Here is a 24134-nt window from a genome sequence, read left to right as displayed (position 1 = left end):
CGGCCTGGCCGCCGGCGCCGGGCCGGGCGACGTGGTGGTGCTGTGCAGCACCGTCGCGGTCGCGACCCCGGAGCTGGTGGCCGAGCGTCTGCGCCCGGCCGGCGCGGCCGTCGTCGACGCCCCGGTCAGCGGCGGCCCGGTCGCGGCCCGCGCGGGCACGCTGGCGATCATGGTCGGCGGCGAGGAGCGCGACGTCGCCGCCTGCCTGCCGGCGCTGGAGGCGATCGGGCGCCCGATCCACGTCGGGCCGCTCGGCCACGGCGAGCTGACCAAGCTCGTCAACAACCTGATGGGCTCGGTGATCTCCGTCGCGATCGCCGAGGGGCTGGCCCTGGCCGCCCGCGCCGGCGGCGACCTCGACCGGATCCGCGCAGCGATCGCCGGCGGCAGCGGGTCGAGCTGGATCCTCGAGCAGTGGATGCCGCGGACGGTCCTGGCCGGCCGCACCGAGGCCGACTTCGCGGTCCGGCTGATGTGCAAGGACCTGCGGGTGATCGCCGAGTACGCCGACGAGCTGGGCGTGCCGCTGCGGGCCGCCGCGCTCGCCCGCGAGAGCTACGAGGAGGCCCGCGACCGCGGCCACGGCGACCGGGACTTCTCGGTCCTGGTGGCGCTGCGGGCCGCCGAGGTCGGTGCGCCGATCCCCACCGACCTGCCGCCCGACGGCGCGTGACCGGCGCCCGCGTCGAGGCCTGCGGTCGTCGCGCTGACCCCGCCCCACCCCTGGTACCGCGCGTCCGGCGACACGGCCGGGCACGTCGACCCGGTCCAGCTCGGCGAGGACGCCCGCGCCTCCGCGGCCCTCAGCCCTCCCAGCCGTACAGCTCGCGGGCGGCGGCCGGCGAGACGACCCCGGCGCGGACGTCGGCCGCCAGCGCCTCGCGGTCGCGCTCGCGCGGGTCGCCGTAGCCGCCCCCGCCGCCGGCCAGCTGGCGGTAGACGGTGCCGCGCGGGATCGCCGTCACCAGGTCCTTCAGCCGTGGCCGGTGAACCCGGCCGTCGGGGTAGCGGAACTCGATCGCGTTGACCGACCCGGGGCCGCCGCCGCGGATCCCGAAGGCGGTCGTGTCCGGCGTGTCGCCGTCGCCGAAGACGCTGGCCTGGGCGCCGTCGTCGAGGAACTCCAGCTCGGTGACCACGCCCAGACCGCCACGCCAGCGGCCCGCCCCGGCGGAGTCCGGCAGGTACTCGAAGCGGTGCAGCAGGTGGGGGTTGACGACCTCGAACATCTCCGGGTCCTGGGCGGCGATCGCCCCGCCCGAGCCGATCAGGCCGATGTGGTCGAAGCCGTCGGCGCCGAAGGTCGCCCCGCCCCCGCCCTTGCAGGCGTTCAGCAGGATGTCGACGTAGGGCCGCGCGTGGCGGTCGTCCCAGCCGTTGACGATCGAGGCCAGCAGGTGGTTCCAGCAGGCGGTCACGCGCTCCGGCACCGCCTCGGCCAGCGCCAGCATGATCACCGCCGCCAGCTGGTCGGCGACGTGGTTGCCGAAGCAGGTCGGCGCCGGGAAGACCGGATCGACCAGGCTGCCCTCGGGGGTCAGGACCTCGATCCGCCGCAGGACCCCGTCGTTGTGCGGGATCTCCTCCTCGACGATCATGAAGAACGCGATCATCACGGCCGACATCGTCACCGCCCGCGGGGTGTTGATGTAGCCCGCGGCCTGGTCGTCGGTGCCGGCGAAGTCGAAGCTCATCCGGTCGTCCTCGACGGTCACCGCCAGCCGGATCGTCCACGAGCCGTCGTGGTCGATGCCGTCGTCGTGGACCACCCACTCGGCCCGGTAGACCCCGTCGTCGATCGCCGCGATCGCCCGCCCCGCGCTCTGCTCGGCCGCGTCGAGCATGCCGGCCACCGCGGTGCGGAACCGCGCGACGCCGTAGCGGTCCAGCAGCGCCACCAGCTCGCGCTCGCCGACGGTGCAGGCGCCGATCATCGCGGTCACGTCGTCGGCCACCACGTCCAGCCGGACGTTGCCGAAGATCAGGTCCCAGACGTCCTCGCGGCGCTCGCCGGCGGCATGGATCTTGACCGGCGTGATCCGCAGGCCCTCCTGCCACATGTCGGTCGCCTGCGGGTTGTACGACCCGGGGACGTTGCCGCCGATGTCGGCCTGGTGGGCGACGATCACCACCCACGCCACGTGCTCGTCGCCATGGAAGACCGGCTTGGTCACCTTCCAGTCCGACAGCTGGTTGCCGCCGGTGTAGGGGTCGTTGTGCAGGATCACGTCGCCGGACGCGACGTCGCCGGCGAACCGCCGCGCGATGTGGCGCATGCCGGGCGTCGTCGCGTAGCCGAGCACCGGGATGTACTCGGTCTGCTCGATCAGGGTGCCGTCGCGGTCGTAGATCCCGACCGAGAAGTCACGGCCCTCGACGAGCAGCGGCGAGCGCGCGCTGCGCTCCACCACGACGCCCATCCGCTGGCCGATCGTCTTCAGCCGGCTGGCGATGATCGAGGTCAGGATCGGATCGCCGGACATCAGGCCTCCACGCCCTTGCGGTGCATCACGATGCTGCCGGTCGCGTCGACCAGCACGTCGAACGGCTCGGGGACGAAGATCGAGGTCGTCGCGCCCTCGACGATCGCCGGGCCGGTCAGCCGGTGGCCGGGCCGCAGCCCGTCGCCGTCGAAGACCTCCAGCTCCTCCATGCTGCGGGTCGACGGCAGGTAGGCCCGCCGCCGCCCGCGCCGCCGCGGCTTCTCCTCGCCGGCGTCCGCGACGGTCAGGTCGAGCGGCGGTCGTCGCCCGCGGACGGTCGCCCGCAGCGTGACGACCTCCATCGGCCGCCCGCGCGATGAGAACCCGTACAGCTGCTCGTGGCGGCGGTGGAACGCCTCCTCGATCCGCTCCAGCCGCTCCGGCGTCAGGTCCTCGGGCGGGAAGGTCACGGTCACCTCGTGGTGCTGGCCGCGGTAGCGAAGGTCGGCGCTGGCCGTCCACGAGCGCGCGGGCGGGGCGATCCCCTCCTCCTCGAGCGCCGCGACGCCGGCGGCGACCATCTCGTCGACGATCCCGCGCGCCTCGGCGGCGTCGAGCCGCTCCCACGGCCGGCTGTGGCTGCGGACGTAGTCGTGGCGGAGGTCGGCCAGCAACATCCCGAACGCGCACATCACCGCCGACATCCGCGGGACGACGACGCGGTCCATCTCCAGCTCCTCGGCGATCATGCCGGCGTGCAGCGGGCCGGCGCCGCCGGCCGCCACCAGCAGCAGCTCGCGCGGGTCGAAGCCGCGGGCCAGCGCCACGTCCTTGGTGCCGGCCGCCATCACCAGCGTGATCACCTCGATCATCGCCCCGGCGGCGGCGACCGCGTCGAGGCCCAGCGGCCCGGCGACGTGCCGCTCGATCGCCGCCCGCGCCAGGTCCTCGCGCAACGGCATCCGCCCGCCCAAGAAGTACGCCGGGTCGAGGTAGCCGAGCACCAGGTCGGCGTCGGCGCAGGTCGGCAGCGTGCCGCCGCGATCGTAGGCGGCCGGCCCGGGGTGCGCGCCCGCGCTCTGCGGGCCCATGTGCAGCAGCCCGCCCTCGTCGAGCCAGCCGATCGAGCCGCCGCCTGCCCCGATCGTGTGGACGTCGGTCATCGGCAGCGCGATCGGGTGGCGGTCGATCAGCCCCTCGCGGGTGGTCTGGACAGCGCCGTCCTTGACGATCGAGGCGTCGTAGCTTGTCCCGCCCATGTCGACGAGGACGCAGTCGGCGTCGCCCCGCTCGCGGGCGTGGGCGAGCGCCGCCACCGGGCCGCCCGCGGGCCCGGAGAGGACCGTCGTGGCCGGCAGCCGCGAGACGACGGACGGCGTCGCCACCCCGCCGTTGGACTGCATCACCAGCAGCACGCCGGGGAAGCCGTCCTGCGCCAGGCGCGCGACAAGCCGCTCGACGTAGCGGCGCAGGACCGGTCCGACGTAGGCGTTCATCACCGTCGTGCTGACCCGGTCGTTGAGCCGGATCTGGGGCAGCACCTCGGAGGACACCGACAGGAACAGGTCCGGCGCCAGCTCCTCGACCACCGCCCGCGCCTCGCGCTCGTGGCGATCGTCGGCGTAGGCGTGCATGAAGCAGACGGCCAGCGCCTCGACGTCGTCGGCGACCAGCTGGCGGACGGCGGCGGCCAGCGCCTCGCGGTCGAGCGGGACGCGGACCGCGCCGGCGGCGTCGATCCGCTCCGGCACCGGCAGCCGCCGCTCGCGCGGGACCAGCGGCGGCGGGGCGACGTAGGTGTTGTCGTAGAGGTGCTCGCGGCTGCGGACGCCGCGCCGCATCTGCAGCACGTCGCGGAAGCCCTCGGTGGTCAGCAGCCCGGTGCGGGCGCCGCGGCCGGTCAGGACGGCGTTGGTGGTGACCGTCGTGCCGTGGACGATCAGCGAGATCCGGGCCAGGAACTCCCGCGGCGCCAGCCCGAGCCCCGCGGCGATCTCGCCGAGGCCCCGCAGCAGGCCCTCGGAGGGGTCGGCCGGCGTGCTCGGCGACTTGTGCGCCCAGTAGGAGCGGTCGCGCTCGTCGACGACCACGAAGTCGGTGAAGGTCCCGCCGACGTCGATCCCGATCGCGTAGCTCATCGGGCCATCATCGGCAGGAGGAATTTGCCTGTCAACCTGTAAAATTGTTTACAATTTTGACCATGGCCGACACGCCGTTCAGCGCCCCGCAGCCCGTCCAGTCCGCGCCCCAGCAGATCGCGTCGAGCATCAAGCAGTCGATCCTCGACGGGCAGCTGAAGCCGGGCGACCGGCTGCCGAGCGAGGAGCGGCTGGCCGCGATGTTCGGCGTCAGCCGGCCGACCGCCCGCGAGGCGCTGCGGACGCTGCGCGCCGACCACGTGCTCGTCTCCTCGCGCGGGCGCACCGGCGGCTATCGGGTGGCGGAGATGTCGCTGCGCGCGCTCGGCAGCAGCGTCGCCGAGGTGATCTCGCTCTCGCTCAGCATGCGGACGCTGACCTACGCCCAGCTGTTCGAGGTCCGCCACGCGCTGGAGCTGCTGAGCGCCGCCTCGGCCGCCGAGCACCGGACCGCCGAGGACCTGCTGCGGCTGGAGGCGGCGCTGCCACGGCCCGCCGGCGCCCCGCTCGACCCGGACGCGGCGCTGGCCGCCGACCTGGCCTTCCACGCCGCGCTCGCCGACTGCACCCACAACCCGCTGATCATCGGATTCGTCGACGCGACGTCGACCGCCTTCCGCCGCTTCAGCGACGAGGCCCGCGGGATCGACCCGCAGCTGCTCTTCGGCCACCTCGAAGCGGTCGTCGAGGCGGTCGAGGCCCAGGACGGGCCCGCGGCCGAGGCGGCGATGCGGCGACATCTGGAGTACTTCGCCCGCTACTTCGAGCTGGCTTGACCGGCGGCCTGCTCGCGGGCCGCCGACCAGAGCGTCGAGAGCCGCCGGAAGGTCGCGTCGGTGACCGGCATCTCGACCCCGCGCTCGGCGATCGCGGCGACCACCGCCTTCAGGTCCTTGTCGAGGATGTCGAGCGCGTTGTCGGGCACGTACTGCTCCCACAGGCTGCGCATCCAGTCCCAGTGCGCGAGCGGCCAGCTGGCGCCGGTGCCGGCGCAGACCGCGTCGATCACCGGCCCGTCCCGCAGCCCGTAGTCGCGGGCCAGCGCCAGCCCCTCGTAGGTGCCGGCGATCGACACCGCCATCATCACCTGGTTGGCCAGCTTCGCCGCCTGGCTGGCCCCCGCGCGATCGCCGAGCCGGTAGGTCCGCGACCCCAGCAGGTCGAGCATCGGCGCCGCTCGCTCGAGCGCGTCGGCGGGGCCCGAGGCCATCACCGAGAGGCTCGCGTCCTCGGCGCCGCGGACGCCGCCGCTGACCGGCACGTCGAGCACCGTCGCCCCGCCGGCGGCCGCCGCCACCGCCAGCCGCTGCATCGACTCCGGATCCATCGTGCTCATCACGACCACGTCGAGCGGCCGGCCAGCGGCCGCCACCAGCCCGTCCGGGCCCAGCAGCAGCTGCTCGGTCTGGGCGCCGGTCCGCAGCATCGTCACGACCCGGTCGGCCTGCGCGACCACCGCCGCGGCGTCGGCGGCGGCCTCGATCCCAGCCTCCGCGGCCGCGGCCAGGCGCTCGTCGTCGCGGTCGAAGGCGACGACCCGCCAGCCGGCCCGAACGAGGTTGGCCGCCATCGGGCGGCCCATCTCGCCGACCCCGATCCAGCCGACGACCGGGGCGCTCACGCCCGACCCCCGCTCGTGGGTCGGACTCGGGTCGGGCGCGGAGCGCGGTCGGGCGAGAGCAGCGTCATGGACGCCATGCTCGGACGCTCGACCAGTGATGTCAACCCGTAAAATAGTTGACGTATTAATGGGCCACGCGGCGGCTCAGCGCTCGACGAAGGCGAGCACCCGCGACGGGCTGCCGGTGCCGTCGACCAGCTTCAGCGGGGCGACCACGATCAGCGCGCCGGAGGCCGGCAGCGCATCGAGGTTGGCCAGCTGCGTGAGGCCGTAGCGGCCGGCGCCGAGCAGGAAGTTGTGGACGGGGAAGCCCGGGTCGAAGCCGCCGGCCGCGCCGGCGTCGATCCCGACCGTCTCGACCCCGAAGCCGACGACGTTCGGGTGCTCGGCCAGCCACCGCGACGCCTCGACGTCCGGGCCCGGGGTCACGGGACCCTCGGCGCCGGCGTTGAGGAACGCCGCCTCGTCGTTGGCGCGGGCCGACCAGCCGGTCCGGAAGAGCACCCACGAGCCGGGCTGGATCGGCCCGTGCTCGACCTCGTGCGCCTCCAGGTCGGCGACCGTCAGCAGGTAGCCGGGGTCCTCCGCGACCGCCGCCGTGCGGTCGATCACCACGGCGGGCCCGACCAGGCGCGCCGGCGGGATCGAGGCGACGTCCTCGCCCTCCTTGCCGGTGATCCAGTGGATCGGCGCGTCCAGGTGGGTGCCGGTGTGCTCGCCCAGCTCGAGCACGTCCCAGGCCCACGCCGGGCCGTCGGCGTCGTAGCGCGAGAGCCGCTTGCGCGAGAGGTGCGGCGTGTTGGCGAACGGGTCGGGCAGGACCAGCACCGGCGTCGTCTCGCTCAGCGGCTGGGTCAGGTCGACGACCTGGACCGATCCGTCGGCCAGGCCGTCGAGCAGGTTCTTCAGGCGGGGATCGGACATGGTGCTCCTTCGGGTCTACGAGGTCGGAAGCGAGTCGGGGTCGGTGGCGAAGCGCGAGAGGACGTCCGCGTAGGCGGGCGCCTCCTCGATCGGCGTGCAGTGGGCGCTCGCCCGGAAGATGACGGCCCGGCCGTCGGGCGCGCAGGCCGCGATGTGGTCGGCCAGGCTGGTCGGGTAGTACGGGTCGCCGTCGGCGTAGGCGGCCAGCACCGGCACCCGCAGCCGCGCGACCGCGGCCCGCATGTCGAGCCGGGCCTGGGCGCGGACGATCTCCAGCGCGACGTCGAGCGGCGTCTGCAGCGCCACCGCGTAGAGCCAGTCGAGGATCGCCGGGTCGGCGTCGGGCAGCAGCGACTCGCGCTGGAACTCGCGCTCGCTGGCCGGCCAGCCGCCGGCCAGCTCGGCCAGGTAGCCGTCGAACTGCTCGGCCGGCATCGCGTGGGGGAAGTCGTCGGCCCGGGTCAGCCGCAGCGGCCCGTTGGTCAACACCACCCGGCCGACGCCGTGGCCGTCCCGCTCCAGGTAGCTGAGCGAGACGGTGCAGCCCATCGACCAGCCGACCAGCGTCACGTCCTCCAGCTCCAGCTGGCGGATCACCGCACCGACGTCGTCGGCCATCCGGTCGAAGTCGTAGGGCCCGCGCGGCTTGTCGGACTCCCCCATCCCCCGTAGATCGAAGCGGACCACGCGGTGGCGGCCCAGCAGCCGCTCGGCGGTCCGGTCCCACAGCCGATGCGAGCCCTTCCAGCCGTGGACGAGCAGGATCGGGGGCCCGTCGCCGCGGTCGCTGATCCGCAGCCGAGTGCCGTCGGGGGTGGTCAGGAAGCTCATCCGCGATCGTGGCTCCCGGGGTCGGGGTCGGCCTGGAGGGCGCCGGCGTCGAGCGAGAGCGTCACGCGGTCGCCCGCGGCGACGCCCGGCGCGCGGGCGATCACCACCGGCCCGGCGTCGAGCCGGACGGTCGCCAGCCGCGGCGCGCCGTCGCCGGTCAGGTCGGTCGTCTGCTCGGCGCGCCCCCGGGAGCCGTCGCCCTCGCGCCACGCCCCGCCGCCGCAGCGGGGGCAGAGCGTGCGCGGCGGCCAGAGCGCCAGCGCGCAGCGATCGCAGATCGGGATCCGCAGCGGGGTGCTCACGACAGCCGCTCCAGGACGGCGGCGCCGTGGCAGGCGCCGTGGCGGTAGAGGACCATGCCGTAGCCGGTCACGACGGCCAGCTCGCAGGCCGGGACCTGGCGCTCGCCAGCGCGGCCGCGCAGCTGCTGGACCGCCTCGACGACCCCGTGCAACCCGGCAGCCGCGCCTGCCTGCCCGGCCGAGAGCTGCCCGCCGGAGGTGTTCAGCGGCCACGCCTCCTCGACCAGGGTCCGGCGCAGCCAGCGGCGCAGGTCGCCGCCGGGGACCAGGCCCAGGTCGGCCGCCTGGACGACCGCCATCACCGGGTAGTCGTCGTAGACGTAGGCCGCGTCGACGTCCTCCGGCCCCACGCCGGCCGTCCGCCAGAGGTCGGGCGCGAGCGTCGCGAAGCCGGACCGCAGCCGGTCGTCCTGCTGCTGGTCGTCGTTGTGGAGCTGGGCGATCGCCCGCACCCGCACCGTCGGGCCGGCGGCCCGCTCGCGGCGGGTGACGACGATCGCGTCGGCCCCGGCGACGACCGGCACGCAGTCGTAGCGGGTCAGCGGCGTCGCCACCGGTGGCGCGGCCAGGTACTCCTCGAAGCTCAGCGGCGCGCGGTAGACGGCGCCGGGGTTGCGCCCGGCCCAGGCCCGCTGGGCGACCGGCACGCAGCCGAGGTCCTCGCGGTCGAGCCCGTGGGCCTCGCCGTAGCGGGTCGTCAGCATCGCGAAGAGCGCGTTCGGCCCCGGGTAGCCGAGCGGCACCAGCTGCTCGGCGGTCGCCCGGTTGTACTGGCGGACCAGCCGCGCGAACGCCGCCCGGTCGAGGTGGTCGCCGGCCAGCAGCACGATCGTCTCGGCGTCGCCGGCCTCGACCGCCCGCACCGCGTGCTGCAGCAGGTTGACCGCGCTGGCGCCGCCGTGCGGGTCCTCCATCAGCCAGCGAACGGTGATCCCGAGCCGCCAGCAGAGGTCGATCGCGTGGTCGGGCTGGAGCGAGAACGAGGCGACGCCCAGGCCGTCGACGTCGGCGGCGGTCAGGCCGGCCTCCTCCAGCGCGCCCGCGAACGCCTCGGCGAGCAGCGCCGTGGTGTCGCGCCCGGCGGCCGGATGGCGCTCGTAGCGCGCCTCGTACGCGGCCGCGATCACGGCCTCGCCGTCAGCGCCTCCCGCCGTGGTCCTCATCAGGCGTCTCCCACGAAAGTCACCATACCAGCGTCGTTCCATGCAGATCAATAGCCACGAAGCCGCCTTCGCCGCGGGCCCCGAAGGTCGGCCGCCGACAGGGATCGCCAACTATCTGCATAGGACTCCGCAGATATGACGATCGTAATGCCCGTCGGCCGGGCCCGTGGGATCACGCCGCCTCGTCGTCGACCCGCCGCAGCAGGCCGGCGTCGTCGGCGCAGCCGACGTAGCGCCCGTGGCAGCGGCCGAGGGGCAGCACGCTGACCTCGTGGAAGAGCCGGATCCCCAGGTCGTCGCCGAAGCGGCGGACCATCTCCATCGCCGAGGCGAAGATCGCGTGGTGGGTCGGGTGGTCGCGGGCCCACGCCTCCAGGTGGCCGAGCGAGCGGAAGTGGGCCAGGACGCAGGTGCGGTCGACGTCGGCACCCTCCAGATCGGTCTCCTGGACGTAGCGGACCGCCACGCAGCCGGACTCGTGGGGCGCGCCGTGCAGGTGCTCGACGCCCGCCCGCAGGACCGGCTCGACCTGCTCGCGGTACCAGGCCAGGTGGTCGGCGGGCGCGCCGTGCCAGTCCTGCGAGGTGCGGATGGTGCAGAGGTTCGCCGGGGCGACGATCCACTGGTCGCCCGACCCGCCGGCGATCGGGCCGGGCACCATCGCGCCCGGCTCCAGCTCGTCGTCTGCGGACGCGGGGATCCGGTCGCGGGCCGCGCCCCAGTAGCCGACCATCGGGCAGAACTCGTGGCGAGTGCCCTCCAGCCGGCCGAGGCCGGTCTGGCGGGTCCGCTGGCCGAAGTGGGCCTCGCTGTGGGTCAGCGGCAGGACCGCCGTCTCGCACCAGTGGGCCGGCGGCGCCGGCCCGTCGAGCAGCCCCTCGACCGCCGCGCTCCCCGCCCAGCGACGGTGGGCGACCGGATCGTCCCAGTAGGCGATGACGAGCTGGGTCTCGGGATCCGCCGGTACCAGCACCCGCCCCCGCTCGACCGTCCGCGCCCCGTCGGGACCGTGCAGCAGCTCGATCGCCCGGTCGACGAAGGCGCAGGCGCCGGGACCCGAGGCGGCGAAGGTCACCCGGACGACCTCCTGGAGACCCGGCGGGTAGCGCAGGAAGTAGGTCGTGAAGTCAGGCCAGTGGCCCGGAGGCGCCCGCCGGGGGCGGGGCTCCAGCGGGTCGACGGCCGGCGCGGCTGATCGCTCGGACATCGTCGCACCATAACTCGTCATAGCAGCGTTGTCACAAGCAGATCATCAGCTTGACAGATGGATAGATCACTGGCAGCCTGGCGCCTGATGCTCACCGAGACCGAGCGGCTGGTGGATCAGGTCGCGCCCTCCGCGGTCCTTTGGCGCCGTCACCTGCACCAGCACCCCGAGCTGTCGTTCGAGGAGCAGCGGACCGCCGCCTGGATCCAGGAGCGGCTGGAGGCGCTGCCCGGCGTCACCGTCGAGCGTCCCGTCGGGACCGCGGTGGTCGGCCGCCTGGCCGGCGCCCGCCCCGGTCCGACGATCGCCGTCCGCGCCGACATCGACGCGCTGCCGATCGAGGAGCAGACCGGCCTGCCGTTCGCCTCGCGGACCCCCGGCGTGATGCACGCGTGCGGCCACGACGGCCACACCGCGATCCTGCTCGCTGCCGCGACCGTCCTCTCCGGGCTCCGCGAGCAGCTGGCCGGCGAGGTCCGCTTCCTCTTCGAGCCCGGCGAGGAGGCGCTGCCCGGCGGGGCCTCGCAGATGGTCGCCGCCGGCGTGATGCGCGGCGTCGACCGGGTCCTCGGCCTGCACCTGTGGGCGCCGCTGCCGATCGGCACCGTGATGGTCAACCCCGGCCGCGTGATGGCGGCCTGCGACGTCTTCACGATCGAGGTCCGCGGCCGCCCCGGCCACATCGGCGCCCCCCACGCCGCGATCGACCCGATCGCGATCGCCGCCCAGATCGTGACCAACCTGCAGCACCTGGTCGCGCGCGAGGTCGATCCGCTGGAGCCGGCCGTGGTCGGCGTCACCGAGCTGCACGCCGGCCGCTCGGTCGGGGTGATTCCGGCGACGGCGACGATCGGCGGCGGCACGAACATGTTCGACCCCGCGGTCCGCGACCTGCTGGAGCGGCGGATCGGCGAGGTCGCCGCCGGTCTCTGCGCCGCCCACGGCGCCACCTGCGACTACGAGTACGTGCGGGGGTACGACGCGGTCGTCAACGACCCGGCGACCGCCGGCGTCGTCGCCGAGGCCGCCGGCGCGCTGTTCGGCCCCGACGCGGTCGTCGAGCGGCCGCCGGTGATGCCGGGCGAGGACTTCTCCGCGTTCGCGCGCGAGGCGCCCGCCTGCTTCGTCCTGCTGGGCGCCGGCAACGTCGCCAAGGGGATCACCGCCGACCACCACGACTCGCGCTTCGACATCGACGAGGACGCGCTGCCGATGGGCGTCCGGCTGTTCGTCCGCTCGGTCCTGACGCTGCTGGAGCGCGACGCGGTGGCGCTCGCTGCCTGAGCGGCCGACCCGACCGCCCGTCGCGTACCCTCGGGCGATGCCGCCGCGCCCCCGCGACCGCCCGGCCTACAGCGAGGGGCGCGACGCCCTGCTCGAGGCCGCGACCCGGGTGATCGCCCGCGACGGGTTCCGCGGGCTGACCTACCGCGCCGTCGCCCAGGAGGCGGGCGTCACCCACGGGCTCGTCTCGTACCACTTCGGCTCCCGCGACGCGCTCGTCCACGAGACGCTCGCCGCCCTCGCACGGGCCTCGATCGACGGCGCCTCGCTGGTCCCCGACAGCGGCCGGCTGGAGGACCTCGCCCGCGACCTGGTGACCGTCGCCCGCGAGGCGCCGGACGCCCAGGCCGCGCAGTTCGAGCTGACGCTCGAGGCCCGCCGCCGCCCGGCGCTGCGCCCCGAGGTCCGAGCGCTCTACGACGGCTACGTCGACGCGATCGCGCAGGCGCTCGCCACGGCCGACGTGCCGGCCGACCCGGCGCTGGCCCGGCTGGTCTTCGCCGCCCTCGACGGCCTGATGCTGCAGCAGCTGGTGTTCGAGGACGAGGAGGAGACCCAGGCCGCCCTCGGCGCGCTGCGCCGGCTGCTGCAGGGCGCGTCGCCGGGCCCGTCGAACGAGCACGGCGACGGCCCCGGTCGCAGCTAGCCGGCGGCGTCGGCCCGCGCGACGACGCCGCGGTTCAGCGTCACGCCCTCCGCCTCGCGGTCCCAGGTCCCGGGCACCACGCCCTGATCGCGCAGCTCGGCCTTGCGGACCTTGCCGTTCGGCGTCAGGGGCAGGGCGTCGACGATCCGGACGAAGCGCGGGATCGCGAAGTAGGCCAGCCGCGGCTCGCACCAGCGGATCAGGTCGACCGGGTCGACCGCCGCGTCCGCGCGCGGGACGACCGCCACCGCGACCTCGTCCTCCCCGACCTCGGAGGCGACGGGGAACGCCGCGACCGCCTCGACGGCCGCGTGGCCGCGCAGCGCCTGCTCGACCTCGAACGACGAGATGTTCTCGCCGCGACGGCGGATCGCGTCCTTGATCCGGTCGGTGAAGCGGTACCAGCCGTCCGCGTCGCGCACGACCCGGTCGCCGGTGTGGAACCACAGGTCCGACCACGCCTCGACCGTCTTCTCCGGCATCGCGAAGTAGCCGGTCGCGAAGGCGAACGACGGGTCGTGGCGCAGCACCAGCTCGCCGCCGGTCCCGTCCGGCACCGGCACGCCGTCGGCGTCGACCACCCGGGCGTGGAAGCCCGCCCGCGCCGGCCCCATCAGACCGGGCCGCTGATGGCGCCACGAGGCGCCGATCGCGCAGTTCGTCTCCGTCGAGCCGTAGCCCTCGACCAGCTGGACGCCGAATCGCTCGCGGAAGCGGGCGAAGTCGTCCGGCGCCGAGCCGGGCGCCAGCGCGCGCCGCACGCCGTGGGCGGCGTCGGCCGCCTCCTCCGGGCGAGTCAGCAGGATGCTCACCATCGCGCCCAGCAGGTAGGTGACGGTCGCTCCCGCCTCGGCCGCGCGCGACCAGAAGCGGGAGGCCGAGAAGCGCGGTCCCAGGTGGTAGGTCGCCCCCGCCACCAGCGCCTGGACGAAGGCGTTCAGGGCGTTGGTGTGGAAGAGCGGCAGGCAGGTGTAGAGGACGTCGTCCTCCTCCAGCTCCAGCATCTCGCCGACCAGCACCCCCCACCAGTAGAACTGGGTCTGGGGGCAGCAGACGCCCTTCGAGACGCCGGTCGTGCCCGAGGTGTAGAGGATCGCGGCGGTCTCGCCGGGGCGGACCGGCTCGGCGTCGACCGGCGCGGCCGGCGGCGGCGGAGCGGTCACGCGGTAGCCGGCCGGCGGCCGCTCGGGAACGCCGTCCAGCGCCCACACGACCTCGAGCGCGGAGGGCGGATCCAGGTAGCCGAGCACGTCGACCAGCGCGGTGTCGATCGACAGGATCCGCGCGCCGGAGTTCTCCAGCTGGTGGGCCAGCTGCTCGCCGCGCAGGGCCGTGTTCAGCGGGACCGCGACGGCACCCAGCCAGGCGCAGGCGAGGATCTGGTCGAGCAGCTCGACCCGGTTCTCGCACATCAGCGCCAGCCGGTCACCGCGCCGCAGGCCGGCCTCGCGCAGGGCGCCGGCGGTCGCCGCGGCCGCGTCGCGGACCTCGGCGTAGCTGCGGGTCAGGTCGCCGAAGCGCAGCAGCGGCTTGTCGCCGTAGCTCGCGGCCTGGCGCTCGAGCAGCGCGGGCAGCGTCTGCTCGACGACCGGGAGCCCCCGGAGGGGCGACGGGACCATGCCGGCCTCCGCCGCCCCCGCCGCGGCGGACCGGGCCGAGGCCCGGTCCGCGCCGCCCTGCGACGACGGCGAGGTCCCGCTCACTTGGCCGCCTGGTCGAGCAGCGGCGCCGTCTCGACCGTGTACTTGCGCTCGCGCGGGGGCACGTAGTCGGCGACGTTCGCCTTCGTCCACATCGTCGACTTGACCACCAGCTCCTTCGGCGGGTTGTCGGTCTTGGCGTCACCGATGTAGTAGTCGAGCGCCTTGATCACGGCCCAGCCGGTGCCGATCGCGTCGGTGTCCCAGGTCGCGGTCAACCGGCCGTCCTTGATCGCGGTGATCGCGTCCTGATCGCCGTTCTGGCCGAAGATCATGACCCCGGCGGACTTGCCGTCGGAGACCTTCTTGTTGGCCGCCGTGACCGCGGCCGACGCCCCCAGCGCCGACTGGTCGTTGTAGGCCCAGATCGCGTCGGCGTCGCCGTGCTTCGTCAGCACGTCGGCCGCCAGCGGCTGCGCGGCCGCCGCCGTGTCCTTGGTGTTCTGCACCTTCGCCACGACCTGCAGGCCCTTGGCCTTCGCCTGGCTGGCGAAGCAGTCCTCGTAGGCCTTGATCGACGGCACGGGCGGCCCGCCGATCATGATCACCTTCGCCTTGGGACGGGCGTCGGCGATCATCTGAGCAGTCCTGCCGATCGGCGGATCGCTCTTGCAGGTGTTCAGCTCCCACCAGACGCTGGTGCTGATGCCCTCGCCCTCGGAGTTGACCCCGATCACCGGGATGCCCGCGCTGCGCGCCTGCCCGTAGGCGCCGGCGGCGGCCCCCGGGTCGAGCGTCCAGCTGGCGATGCCGTCCTGCTTCTGGGCGATCATCGTCGCGATGTCCGCCACCTGCTTGTCGGGCGACAGGTTGGCGTTGATCTGGGACGCCTTCCAGCCGAGCTCCTTGGCCCCGCCCTCGAAGCCGAGCACCAGCTCCTCCTGCCCCGGCTGACCCGCCACCGGGTTCGAGTAGGCGACCTTCTTCTCCCCGCCACCCGAGGAGCCGCCGCCGTCGCCGCTCTTTCCGTCGCTGCCCCCGCACGCGGCGAGGGTCAGTGCGGCGAGGATCGCCGCCGCACCTGTGAATGACCGCATCATCTGCTCGCTCCTGTTCGTGATTGGGCGGCGGACGTCCGGGTCCGCCGCCTCCTTCGCCCGATCCGTCGCCGGATCGAGCCCCAGTCCCTCGTCAGGCATCCCGTCCCCACAGCGACGGGCGCTCGCGGTCGAGGCGCATGCTGACCGCCTTGGACGCGCTGTACTCGTGCAGCGTCTCGGCGCACAGCTCGCGGCCGTGGCCGCTCAGCTTCACGCCGCCGAGCGGCTGGCCGGGCGGCACCTGGAACCAGGTGTTGACCCACACGGTCCCCGCCTCGAGCCGGTCCGCCATCCGATGCGCCCGCCCGAGGTCGGTGGTCCAGACGCCCGCGGCCAACCCGTACTCGCTGTCGTTGGCGCGCGCCACGACGTCGTCCTCGTCCGACCACGTCTGGGCGACGACGACCGGTCCGAAGATCTCCTCGCGGGCGGCCAGCGAGCGGCCCTCCGGGTCGGCGACGATCGCCGGCTCCAGGTAGAACCCGCCGCCTAGCTCGCCTGGGAGCGCGGCAGGGGCGTCGCCCCCGAGCAGCACGCGGGCACCCGCCGAGCGCGCCTCGCCGACGTAGCCGGAGACCCGCTCCCGGTGCGCGGCCGAGACCAGCGGCCCGACCTGCGTCGCCGGGTCGAGCGCGTTCCCGATCCGCACGCCGGCGACCGTCGCCGCCATCCGCTCCAGGAACTCGTCGTGGACGTCGCGGTGCAGGAACAGCCGCGACGCGGCGAAGCAGACCTCGCCGTTCTGGGACAGGATCCCGGTCAGCGCGTCGTGGACCGCGGCGTCGAGGTCGGCGTCGGGGCAGATCACCATCGCGCTCTTGCCGCCCAGCTCGAAGAGCGCCGGCGTCAGGTGGGCGGCGGCCGCGGTGGCGATCGCGCGCGCCGTGGCGGTGCCGCCGGTGAACGAGATCTTCGCGATGTCGCCGTGGGCGACCAGCGCGGCCCCGGCCAGCGGGCCCTCGCCGGTGACGACGTTGACCACGCCCGGCGGCAGCACGCCGGCCGTCCGCCGTGCCAACTCGACGACGCTCGGCGCCGCGAACTCCGACGGCTTCAGGACCACCGTGTTGCCGGCGGCGACCGCCGGGCCGATCTTCAGCGCCGCCGAGATGATCGGCGAGTTCCAGGGGATCAGCGCCGCGATCACGCCGAGCGGCTCGCGGACGGTGAAGACCCGCGCGGCGGGATCGTCGACGGTCAGGTGCTCGCCGTGCAGCCCCCGCACCAGGCCGGCGTAGTAGCGCAGCACGCCGGCGGCGGTCGGCACGTCGGCGGCCGCGGCCTCGCGGATCGGGCGGCCGTTCTCGGTCGCCAGCAGCCGCGGCCAGTCGGTCTGCTCGATGATGTCGGCCATCCGCAGCAGCGCCATCTGGCGGGTCTCCAGCGAGGAGCGCCGCCAGCCGGTGAACGCCCCGCGTGCCGCGGCGACCGCAGCGTCGACCTGCGCGGCGGACGCCTGCGCGACCGACGCCCACGGATTGCCCGTGCTGGGATTGACCGCGTCGAAGGTCCCCTCCCCGGGCTGCTCCTCGCCCCCGACGATCAGCCCGTAGGGGCCGGACGGGACGTACGGCTCGGCGACGGCGCTCATGCGCCGAGCATCCGGCTCGCGGTCCGCTCGGCCAGCGCCATGATCGTGATCATCGGATTGACTCCCGGAGCCGTGGGCAGCGCGGCGGCGTCGCCGATCCAGACGCCCTCGACGTCGTGCAGCTGGCCGCGGCCGTCGGCGACCGACGTCGCCGGGTCCGCCCCGAGCCGGCAGGAGCCCATCTGATGGGCGGAGTAGGCGGTGAACTCGTCGGCCGGCGTCCGCTCCAGCTGCGCCACGTAGGCGTCGAAGTCCTCGCCCGCGCGCCAGCGGCGGTCGCTCCAGTGGAAGCCGAAGACCTCCTCTGCCCCGGCCTCGCGGTGGATCCGCGCCAGCTCGACGTGGGCCCGGACCGCGACGCGACGGTCGATCTCGTCCTCCAGCCGCCAGCGGACGAGCGCCTGCCCGTCGCGGTCGAGCACGACGCGACCGTGGCCGTGGTCGTGCGAGACGCCGTGCCACGAGGCGACCCGCCGCAGCCCGAGCAGCTCCTCGCGGGTCCGCCGGGGATCGACGAACGCCGTCTGGCCGGCGGTCGTCGACGGGCTCAGGGTCAGGCTCTCGACCAGGAAGCCGGTGTCCGACTCGCAGTGGGTCAGGTCCATCGAGACCGCCGACTGGATCTGGCCGTTCCAGGCCTCGACCGGCTCGGGATAGACCCCGTAGACCATCCACGCCGGGTGGACCCGCAGGTAGCGCCCGACGGCGTCGCCGCCGATCCCGGAGCGCAGCAGCACGGCCGGCGACTCGATCCCGCCGGCGGCGACGACGACCGTCGGGGCGTCGACGCGCAGGCGCGTGACGCCGTCGGGACCCTGGACCGTCGCCTCGACGCCGGTCGCGCGTCCCCCCTCGGTCGTCACCCGCTCGACGGTCGCGTGGACCACGAACCGCGCACCGTCGCGCGCCGCGTCCTCCAGGTAGGTCTTGGTCGTCGACTGCTTGCAGCCCTGCTGGCAGCCGGCGTTGCAGTACCCGCAGTACGTCGGGTCGTCGTCGGACGAGACGTTGCGCGGCAGCGGCTGGTGCCGCATCCCCAGCCCGGTCAGCCCCGCGACCATCAACTCGGTGTTGCGGTTGTAGCGGGTCGCCTCGGTGTTGACGTTCAGGCGCTGCCAGACCCGGTCGATGCACGTGTCGTACTCGTCGCCGTCGAGGCCGTCGAGCCCGCGCGCCGTCCAGTCGCGGCGGATGTCGTCCGGCGTCGGCAGGCAGACCATCGAGTTGATGACCGTGCCGCCGCCCAGGGCCGACCCGGCCAGCAGCCCCAGCTGCCCGCCGTCGGACCAGACGATCCCGTTGCCGAGGTACATCTCGGCGCCGACCGACTCGATCTGGCGGAAGTCCGCCTCGTTGCGGTAGGCGCCGGCCTCGAGCACGAGCACCGAGCGGCCGGCTGCGGCCAGCCGCGCCGCGATCACGGAGCCGCCGGCCCCGGAGCCGATCACGCAGACGTCGGCGGTCAGCGTCGCCTCGCCCGCGGGCAGCGTCTGCAGCGGCAGCGTCTTGGGCGCCTCCTCGGGCGACGGTGGCTCCGAGCGCGGGCCGGGGAAGCCGATCGCGCCCCAGGCCGGGTTGCGGCCGTCGTCGTCCAGCTGCCCGAACAGCATCCCGAAGGTCATCGTCTTCAGCTGGCGGACCGCGAACCGGTCGGCGCCCTCCTGCTCGCCGGCCTCGCGCAGCCGGGCCACGCGCCGCTCGAGCGGCGCGTCGGGGAAGCCCTCGTCGGCGAGTCGGTCGAGCAGGCCGAGCAGGGCCTCGCGCGCATCGACCGGCAGCGCCGGGACCGCCTCGGCGACCGCGGCGGCGATGCCGCGCTCGATCGCGCCGTCCGTGAAGAAGCGCGCCACCTCGCCGGTCGCGTCGGTCGCCAGCGACGGCAGCAGCGTGTCGCAGGTCGCCTCCAGCGCCGACCGCCGCACCGCGTCGAGCGGCGCGGAGGGACTCGTGAGCAGGGACGAGGTCATGCGTCACCCCACAGGTGGGGCCGGGTCGGCCCCAGGTCGATGTTCACCACGCGCGGCGCGCTGTACTCCAGCAGCGTCTCCGCGCACGTCTCGCGGCCGAAGCCGCTCTCCTTGACGCCGCCCATGGGGGCGCCGATCGGCAGGTCGAACCACGTGTTCACCCACGCGACCCCGACGTCGAGCCGCTGGGCGATCCGGTGGGCCCGGGCGAGGTCGGTCGTCCAGACGCCGGCGGCCAGGCCGTAGGGCGTGCCGTTCGCGCGGGCGATCGCCTCCTCGTCGTCGCCGACCCGCTCCAGCACCGTGACCGGGCCGAAGATCTCGCTCCGCGACGCGCTGGTCGTGCCGGCAGGCTCCTCCAGCAGCGTCGGCTCGAGGAAGAAGCCGTCGTCGAACGGCGCGCCCAGCGCGGGGCGCGTCCCGCCGACCCGCAGCGTCGCGCCCTCGGCGATCGCGGCGGCGACGCAGGCCTCGACCCGGTCGCGCTGCCCGCGCGAGACCATCGGGCCGAACTGCGAGCGCGGGTCGAGCGCGTCGCCCACGACGATCGTCCGCGCGCGGCGCTCGAACTCGGCGAGGAACTCGTCATGAACCGCGTCGTGGACCAGCAGCCGCGACGCGGCGATGCACGCCTCGCCGTTGGCCAGGTAGATCCCGGTCAGCGCGTCGGAGACCGCCCGCGGCACGTCGGCGTCGGCGCAGACGATCATCGCGCCCTTGCCGCCGAGCTCCATGATCGACGGCGTCAGGACGGTGCCCGCCGCGGCCATGATCCGCCGCGCCGTCTCGGGCCCGCCGGTGAAGCTGATCTTCGCCACGTCCGGATGCGCGACCAGCGCCGCGCCCGCCTCCGGCCCGCCGCCGGTGACGACGTTCAGCACCCCCGGCGGCAGCAGGTCCTCGACCAGCCGCGCGAACTCGAGCACCGAGGCCGACGCCAGCTCGGACGGCTTGACGACCACGGTGTTGCCCGCGGCGAGCGCCGGCGCCAGCTTGTTCGCGAGCGTGATGATCGGCGAGTTCCACGGGATCAGCGCCGCGATCACGCCGAGCGGCTCGCGGGTCGTGTAGACCAGCCGCTCCGGCGCCTCGACCGGGATCTGGTCGCCGCGCAGGTCGCGCACGACGCCCGAGAAGAAGCGGAAGATCCCGGCGCAGGTCGGCACGTCCGCGACGTGCGCCTCGCGAATCGGCCGGCCGTTCTCGGTCGCCAGCAGCCGCGCCCAGCGATCGGGATCGGCCTCGACCCGGTCGGCGATCCGCCACAGCAGCTCCTGCCGGGTCGCCGGCGTGGTCCGCCGCCAGGCCGGGAACGCGGCGCGGGCCGCGGCGACCGCGTCGTCGACGTCGGCGGCCGTCCCCTGCGGGATCCGCGCCCAGGTCTCGCCGGTGCTCGGGTCGACGGCGGCGAAGGTCGCCCGCGCCTCGCGCCACGCCTCGCCGATCCGCATCCGGTAGGGCTCGGCGGGCGCGAACGCCGGCCGGCTCGGGGTCACCGCGGTCACGCCGTCGACCCGGGTGCCGTCGCGGGGCCCGCCGCGGGCGATCTCGCAGCCCGCCGCAGTCGCAGGCTGCCGCCCCGCTCGCGCAGGACGCCGAGGCCGACGGCGCTGATCAGGATCGCGCCGCTGACCGTGCCCTGCCAGAAGGCCGACACGTCGCTCAGCGTCAGCCCGTTCTGGACCACGCCGAGGAAGATCACCCCGATCACCGTGCCGAGGACGCCGCCCTCGCCACCGGTGTAGGCGGTGCCGCCGATCAGGACGGCGGCGATCACGGTCAGCAGCAGCGTCGGATCGGACTGGGCCGAGGCGCCGGTCAGGCGACCGACCTGGACGATGCTGGCGATGCCCGCGCAGAGGCCGGCGATCGTGTAGGCGATCAGGACGACGCGCCCGACGTTGATGCCGTTCAGGCGCGCGGCCTCCGGGTTCGACCCGACGGCGAAGAGCGCCCGGCCGTAGCCGGTGTAGCGGAGCACGCCGCCGGCGGCCAGCAGCAGCAGGACGTTGAACACCAGCAGCAGCGGGAACGGCCCGACCTTCGTGTTGACGAAGTCGGCGATCACGCCGAAGCCGGGCTTGCCGAAGAGGCTGATCGTCGCCCCGCCGTTCACGACCAGCGCGAAGCTCTGGTAGATCGACAGCGTCCCCAGCGTCACCACCAGGAACGAGATCTTCAGCTTCGTGATCATGAAGCCGTTGAGCAGGCCGAGCGCGACGCCGAAGAGGATCGTCACGATCAGGACGAGGGCGATCCCCCATCCCGCCTGCAGCGTCAGGCCGAGGATCATCGCCGAGGCCGCGGTGGCCGACGCGGTCGACAGGTCGATGCCCGCCGCGATGATCACGAACGTGGCCCCCACGGCCAGCACGAAGATCACCGTGTTGGCCTTGACGATGTTCATGAGGTTGTCCCAGGTCAGGAACACCTCCTGGGTGATCGACAGGTACACGCAGACCACCGCCAGCGCGACCAGCACGCCGGTGTAGCGGCCGAGCGACAGGCGACCCAGCAGGTCGCGCGCGCTGCGCGCTCGGACCGCGCCCGTCTCGCTCGGCGAGGCGGGGGCGGGATCGTTCTGGGTCACTTGGTCCTCCGTCGTTCGCGTCATGCCGCGGCCCCGCGCGGCGTCCCGGAGACCGCCACGTGGGCGACCTCCTCCTCCTCCAGGCCAGCGGCGTCGAACTCCCCGTGGATCGCGCCACGGAAGAAGACGAGGATGCGATCGGCGATGCCCAGCAGCTCGGGCAGCTCCGACGAGATGATCACGATCCCCGCGCCCTCGGCCGCGTGGTCCTGCATCAGCTGGTAGATCTGGCTCTTGGCGCCGACGTCGACGCCGCGGGTCGGCTCGCTCAGCACGAGCACGTCGAGGCCCCGGGCGAAGACCCGCCCGAGGACGACCTTCTGCTGGTTGCCGCCCGAGAGCGTGGTGATGCGGCTCTGGGGCGACGCGGTCACGACGCCGTAGCGGTCGATCGCCTCGGCGACGCGCTTGCGCTCGCCGCGCGCGTCGAGGATCCCCCGGCGCGTCAGCTGGTCGGTCCAGGCCACGGCGAAGTTCTCGGCCACGCTCCGGGTCGGCAGCAGCGCCGCCCGCTTGCGGTCGTCGGGGACGAATCCGATCCCGCCGCCGAGCGCCGAGCGCGGGCCGTCGAGCCGCACCTCGCGCCCGAGCACGCGGACCGCGCCCGAGCTGGGGATCGCCCCGCCGAGGGCCATGCCGAACTCGGCCTTGCCCGAGCCGACCAGCCCCGCGACGCCGACGATCTCGCCCCGGCGAACGGTCAGCGAGGTCGGCCGCAGCTCGCCCCCCGGCGTCGTCAGGCCGTCGACCTCGAGCACCGTCTCGCCCGGCTCGACGCGGCGCTTGCGGTAGTAGTCGCCCAGCTCGCGGCCGACCATCAGCCGCACCAGCGCGGGCTCGGCGGTGTCGGGCAGCGGGACGTCGGCGACGTGTCGTCCGTCGCGGAGCACCGTCGCCTGCGAGGCGGCGGCGTAGAGCTCCGGCATCCGGTGGGAGATCATCAGGATCGCGGCGCCGCGCGCCCGCTCCCGCTCGACGACCGCGAGCAGCCGCTCGGTGGCCGCCTCCGAGAGCGAGCTGGTCGCCTCGTCGAGGATCAGCAGCCGGGCCTGCGACGAGACGGCGCGCGCGATCTCGACCTCCTGCTGCAGCTCGACGCTGAGCTCGCCGACCCGGCGCCGCACGTCGACGTGGACCCCGAGCCCGTCGAGCACCTCGCGGGCCCGTTCGTGGAGCTCGTTCCAGTCGATCCGCCCGCGCCGCCGCGGCAGGCGGCCGAGGAAGACGTTCTCGGCGACGCTCAGCGTCGGGGCCAGCGTCAGCTCCTGGCTGATCGTGACGATCCCGAGCCCGAGCGCCTCGGCGGGCGTGGCGATCGTGCGCCGCTGGCCGTCGACCTCCAGGTGCCCGCCGTCCGGCTGGAGCGCCCCGCCGATGACGTTGGCCAGGGTCGACTTGCCCGACCCGTTCTCGCCGGTCAGGGCGTGCACCGTGCCGGCGTGGATGGCGATGCCGACCCCGTCGAGGGCGACGACGCCCGGGAAGCGCTTCGTGATCCCGTGGGCGCGCACCAGCGGCGTCGAGCCCGCATTCGGCTGCTCGGTCACCCGCTCCTCCTCCGACGTCAGCGACATGGACACTGCGTGCTCGCTTCCATCGCCGCGAGCATACTCTGCACTACAGCGAGTTGCAATGTAGATCTTAGGGAGTCGCCCGCTCCGCAGGACATGGGCAAAATCCCCCTGCCCTAGGGACGTCAACCGGCCAGACCGCGATGGCGGCGGTAGGCCCAGCTGTCTATTGTTGGCTGTCGAATCAGATGCTATGCAGTTCTTGAGCCACCACTCATCCGCTTTCCGCCCCGCAGCCGGGAGCGGCCGCGAATGAGCACGTCGACGGTCGCGGGCCGCTCTGCGCTGCAGCCGCAGGACCTGGTCCTGACGATCCTCGGCATCCACCTGCGAGAGCCACGGGCGACCATCTGGTCCGGGGGCGCGGTGGCGCTGCTGGGCGAGCTCGGCTTCTCGACCGAGGCCGCGCGCGCCGCGCTCGCCCGGCTGGCGACGCGCGGGCTGCTGGAGCGCCACAAGGACGGACGGCTGGTCTTCTACGCGTTGACGACCCGCGCCGAGGAGCTGCTCAGCGACGGCGACCGCCGGATCTACAGCTTCGGCCGCACCGCCCCGACGAGCGACGTCTGGACCGTGGTCTGGCACGCGATGCCGGAGTCGCGGCGGGTCGCCCGCTCGCGGCTGGCCTCGCGCCTGCGGTTCCTCGGCTTCGGCTCCGTCCAGGACGGGACGTGGGTGGCCGCCCGCGACCGCGAGCCCGAGGCGCGCGCCGTGCTGCGCGACCTCGAGGTCGAGGAGTTCGCGTCGGTCTTCGTCGGGCGGCTGTCGCGCGACCTCTCCCCGGCCACCCTCATCGGCCAGGGATGGGACACCGACGCGGTCCGCGCCCAGTACGAGGCGTTCATCGCCGACTACCGCCGGTTCCGCGTCGCCCGCGAACGCGCGCGCCTGTCGCCGCAGCAGGCGTTCGCGATCCGGACGGTGATGTTCCATCGCTTCCGCGAGTTCCCGGCGACCGACCCCGAGCTCCCGCGCGAGGTCGATCCGGTGCGCGAGCTGCGCGACGAGGCGGTCGCCGTCTTCGACGACCTGCACGAGGGCCTGGCCGCGGCCGCGGACGACCACTTCCACGGCCTGGCGCAGCGGGGCTAGGCGGCACGCGCCGTCGTCGTGCCGTCTCGGTCGCCTGACGACCG

20 protein-coding genes are annotated in these 24134 nt (G+C 74.3%); 5 read left to right on the top strand and 15 right to left on the bottom strand.

Annotation, left to right across the window (positions count from 1 at the left end; translation table 11 throughout):
* The coding region (locus PAI11_RS01850) for an NAD(P)-dependent oxidoreductase (protein WP_050897062.1) at positions 1-673 on the top strand (673 nt) is incomplete at its 5' end.
* 130 nt (positions 674-803) lie between these two features.
* On the opposite strand, the gene PAI11_RS01845 is transcribed toward PAI11_RS01850, so the two are convergent.
* Both PAI11_RS01845 and PAI11_RS01840 read right to left on the bottom strand, forming a co-directional pair.
* Complete coding sequence (locus PAI11_RS01845) at positions 804-2483, bottom strand: hydantoinase B/oxoprolinase family protein (protein WP_007570247.1); 1680 nt, start codon at positions 2481-2483, stop codon at positions 804-806.
* Positions 2483-4561, bottom strand: coding sequence for a hydantoinase/oxoprolinase family protein (locus PAI11_RS01840; protein WP_007570244.1), 2079 nt, complete (start codon positions 4559-4561; stop codon positions 2483-2485). The genes PAI11_RS01845 and PAI11_RS01840 overlap by 1 nt, the downstream gene beginning before the upstream one ends.
* 62 nt (positions 4562-4623) lie before the next feature.
* Between PAI11_RS01840 and PAI11_RS01835 the strand changes: the two genes are divergently transcribed.
* Positions 4624-5337, top strand: a complete 714-nt coding sequence (locus tag PAI11_RS01835) for a FadR/GntR family transcriptional regulator (protein WP_007570241.1) — start codon at positions 4624-4626, stop codon at positions 5335-5337.
* On the opposite strand, the gene PAI11_RS01830 is transcribed toward PAI11_RS01835, so the two are convergent.
* The 6 genes from PAI11_RS01830 to PAI11_RS01805 form a co-directional block, all read right to left on the bottom strand.
* Positions 5319-6281: an NAD(P)-dependent oxidoreductase gene (locus PAI11_RS01830; protein WP_280109755.1), complete on the bottom strand. Its 963-nt coding sequence runs from the start codon at positions 6279-6281 to the stop codon at positions 5319-5321. The genes PAI11_RS01835 and PAI11_RS01830 overlap by 19 nt on opposite strands.
* Positions 6282-6326: 45 nt before the next feature.
* Positions 6327-7106 (bottom strand): cyclase family protein, encoded by a 780-nt coding sequence (locus tag PAI11_RS01825; protein WP_007570237.1) that lies wholly within the window; start codon positions 7104-7106, stop codon positions 6327-6329.
* A gap of 15 nt (positions 7107-7121) precedes the next feature.
* A complete protein-coding gene (locus tag PAI11_RS01820; protein WP_007570235.1) occupies positions 7122-7937 on the bottom strand; it encodes an alpha/beta fold hydrolase in 816 nt (271 codons plus the stop codon).
* Positions 7934-8239 (bottom strand): zinc ribbon domain-containing protein, encoded by a 306-nt coding sequence (locus PAI11_RS01815; protein ID WP_007570232.1) that lies wholly within the window; start codon positions 8237-8239, stop codon positions 7934-7936. Before PAI11_RS01815 ends, PAI11_RS01820 begins: the two co-directional genes overlap by 4 nt.
* Positions 8236-9402 carry a thiolase family protein gene (locus tag PAI11_RS01810; RefSeq protein ID WP_040597667.1) on the bottom strand — a complete coding sequence of 389 codons (1167 nt, stop codon included), beginning with the start codon at positions 9400-9402 and terminating at the stop codon, positions 8236-8238. Before PAI11_RS01810 ends, PAI11_RS01815 begins: the two co-directional genes overlap by 4 nt.
* A 172-nt stretch (positions 9403-9574) precedes the next feature.
* Positions 9575-10609: a phenylacetaldoxime dehydratase family protein gene (locus tag PAI11_RS01805; RefSeq protein WP_007570227.1), complete on the bottom strand. Its 1035-nt coding sequence runs from the start codon at positions 10607-10609 to the stop codon at positions 9575-9577.
* Positions 10610-10696: 87 nt separating this feature from the next.
* Between PAI11_RS01805 and PAI11_RS01800 the strand changes: the two genes are divergently transcribed.
* Together PAI11_RS01800 and PAI11_RS01795 are read left to right on the top strand one after the other, a co-directional pair.
* Positions 10697-11893, top strand: coding sequence for an amidohydrolase (locus PAI11_RS01800; RefSeq protein WP_007570225.1), 1197 nt, complete (start codon positions 10697-10699; stop codon positions 11891-11893).
* Between the two features lie 37 nt (positions 11894-11930).
* Positions 11931-12539: a TetR/AcrR family transcriptional regulator gene (locus PAI11_RS01795; protein WP_007570223.1), complete on the top strand. Its 609-nt coding sequence runs from the start codon at positions 11931-11933 to the stop codon at positions 12537-12539.
* Here PAI11_RS01795 and PAI11_RS01790 read toward each other — a convergent pair.
* From PAI11_RS01790 to PAI11_RS01760, 7 genes are all read right to left on the bottom strand, one after another.
* Positions 12536-14158, bottom strand: coding sequence for an ATP-dependent acyl-CoA ligase (locus tag PAI11_RS01790; RefSeq protein ID WP_050897063.1), 1623 nt, complete (start codon positions 14156-14158; stop codon positions 12536-12538). The two genes, PAI11_RS01795 and PAI11_RS01790, sit on opposite strands and share 4 nt — an antisense overlap.
* Before the next feature lie 80 nt (positions 14159-14238).
* Complete coding sequence (locus PAI11_RS01785; RefSeq protein WP_244406494.1) at positions 14239-15279, bottom strand: sugar ABC transporter substrate-binding protein; 1041 nt, start codon at positions 15277-15279, stop codon at positions 14239-14241.
* Positions 15280-15370: 91 nt separating this feature from the next.
* The gene (locus PAI11_RS01780; RefSeq protein ID WP_007570216.1) at positions 15371-16870 is read right to left on the bottom strand and encodes an aldehyde dehydrogenase family protein; all 1500 of its coding nucleotides are present in this window, start codon (positions 16868-16870) and stop codon (positions 15371-15373) included.
* The gene (locus PAI11_RS01775) at positions 16867-18837 is read right to left on the bottom strand and encodes a GMC family oxidoreductase (protein WP_007570214.1); all 1971 of its coding nucleotides are present in this window, start codon (positions 18835-18837) and stop codon (positions 16867-16869) included. The genes PAI11_RS01780 and PAI11_RS01775 overlap by 4 nt, the downstream gene beginning before the upstream one ends.
* Positions 18834-20342 carry an aldehyde dehydrogenase family protein gene (locus PAI11_RS01770; protein WP_138974049.1) on the bottom strand — a complete coding sequence of 503 codons (1509 nt, stop codon included), beginning with the start codon at positions 20340-20342 and terminating at the stop codon, positions 18834-18836. Before PAI11_RS01770 ends, PAI11_RS01775 begins: the two co-directional genes overlap by 4 nt.
* Entirely contained in the window at positions 20339-21427 is a 1089-nt protein-coding gene (locus PAI11_RS01765; RefSeq protein ID WP_007570210.1) for an ABC transporter permease, read from the bottom strand. The genes PAI11_RS01770 and PAI11_RS01765 overlap by 4 nt, the downstream gene beginning before the upstream one ends.
* A 20-nt stretch (positions 21428-21447) precedes the next feature.
* Positions 21448-23001: a sugar ABC transporter ATP-binding protein gene (locus PAI11_RS01760; RefSeq protein WP_007570208.1), complete on the bottom strand. Its 1554-nt coding sequence runs from the start codon at positions 22999-23001 to the stop codon at positions 21448-21450.
* 249 nt (positions 23002-23250) lie between these two features.
* Between PAI11_RS01760 and PAI11_RS01755 the strand changes: the two genes are divergently transcribed.
* Entirely contained in the window at positions 23251-24090 is an 840-nt protein-coding gene (locus tag PAI11_RS01755; protein ID WP_007570206.1) for a PaaX family transcriptional regulator, read from the top strand.
* Positions 24091-24134: the final 44 nt, after the last annotated feature.

The sequence above is a fragment of the Patulibacter medicamentivorans genome, assembly GCF_000240225.1.
Lineage (GTDB): Bacteria > Actinomycetota > Thermoleophilia > Solirubrobacterales > Solirubrobacteraceae > Patulibacter > Patulibacter medicamentivorans.
This window is presented reverse-complemented; position numbering and strand designations above follow the sequence as displayed.

Excerpts from the sequence above, each read along its gene's own strand:
- PAI11_RS01845 (WP_007570247.1), bottom strand. The coding sequence starts at position 2,483 with ATGTCCGGCGATCCGATCCTGACCTCGATCATCGCCAGCCGGCTGAAG.
- PAI11_RS01840 (WP_007570244.1), bottom strand. The coding sequence starts at position 4,561 with ATGAGCTACGCGATCGGGATCGACGTCGGCGGGACCTTCACCGACTTC.
- PAI11_RS01835 (WP_007570241.1), top strand. The coding sequence starts at position 4,624 with ATGGCCGACACGCCGTTCAGCGCCCCGCAGCCCGTCCAGTCCGCGCCC.
- PAI11_RS01825 (WP_007570237.1), bottom strand. The coding sequence starts at position 7,106 with ATGTCCGATCCCCGCCTGAAGAACCTGCTCGACGGCCTGGCCGACGGA.
- PAI11_RS01820 (WP_007570235.1), bottom strand. The coding sequence starts at position 7,937 with ATGAGCTTCCTGACCACCCCCGACGGCACTCGGCTGCGGATCAGCGAC.
- PAI11_RS01810 (WP_040597667.1), bottom strand. The coding sequence starts at position 9,402 with ATGAGGACCACGGCGGGAGGCGCTGACGGCGAGGCCGTGATCGCGGCC.
- PAI11_RS01805 (WP_007570227.1), bottom strand. The coding sequence starts at position 10,609 with ATGTCCGAGCGATCAGCCGCGCCGGCCGTCGACCCGCTGGAGCCCCGC.
- PAI11_RS01800 (WP_007570225.1), top strand. The coding sequence starts at position 10,697 with ATGCTCACCGAGACCGAGCGGCTGGTGGATCAGGTCGCGCCCTCCGCG.
- PAI11_RS01795 (WP_007570223.1), top strand. The coding sequence starts at position 11,931 with ATGCCGCCGCGCCCCCGCGACCGCCCGGCCTACAGCGAGGGGCGCGAC.
- PAI11_RS01790 (WP_050897063.1), bottom strand. The coding sequence starts at position 14,158 with ATGGTCCCGTCGCCCCTCCGGGGGCTCCCGGTCGTCGAGCAGACGCTG.
- PAI11_RS01785 (WP_244406494.1), bottom strand. The coding sequence starts at position 15,279 with ATGATGCGGTCATTCACAGGTGCGGCGGCGATCCTCGCCGCACTGACC.
- PAI11_RS01780 (WP_007570216.1), bottom strand. The coding sequence starts at position 16,870 with ATGAGCGCCGTCGCCGAGCCGTACGTCCCGTCCGGCCCCTACGGGCTG.
- PAI11_RS01775 (WP_007570214.1), bottom strand. The coding sequence starts at position 18,837 with ATGACCTCGTCCCTGCTCACGAGTCCCTCCGCGCCGCTCGACGCGGTG.
- PAI11_RS01760 (WP_007570208.1), bottom strand. The coding sequence starts at position 23,001 with ATGTCGCTGACGTCGGAGGAGGAGCGGGTGACCGAGCAGCCGAATGCG.
- PAI11_RS01755 (WP_007570206.1), top strand. The coding sequence starts at position 23,251 with ATGAGCACGTCGACGGTCGCGGGCCGCTCTGCGCTGCAGCCGCAGGAC.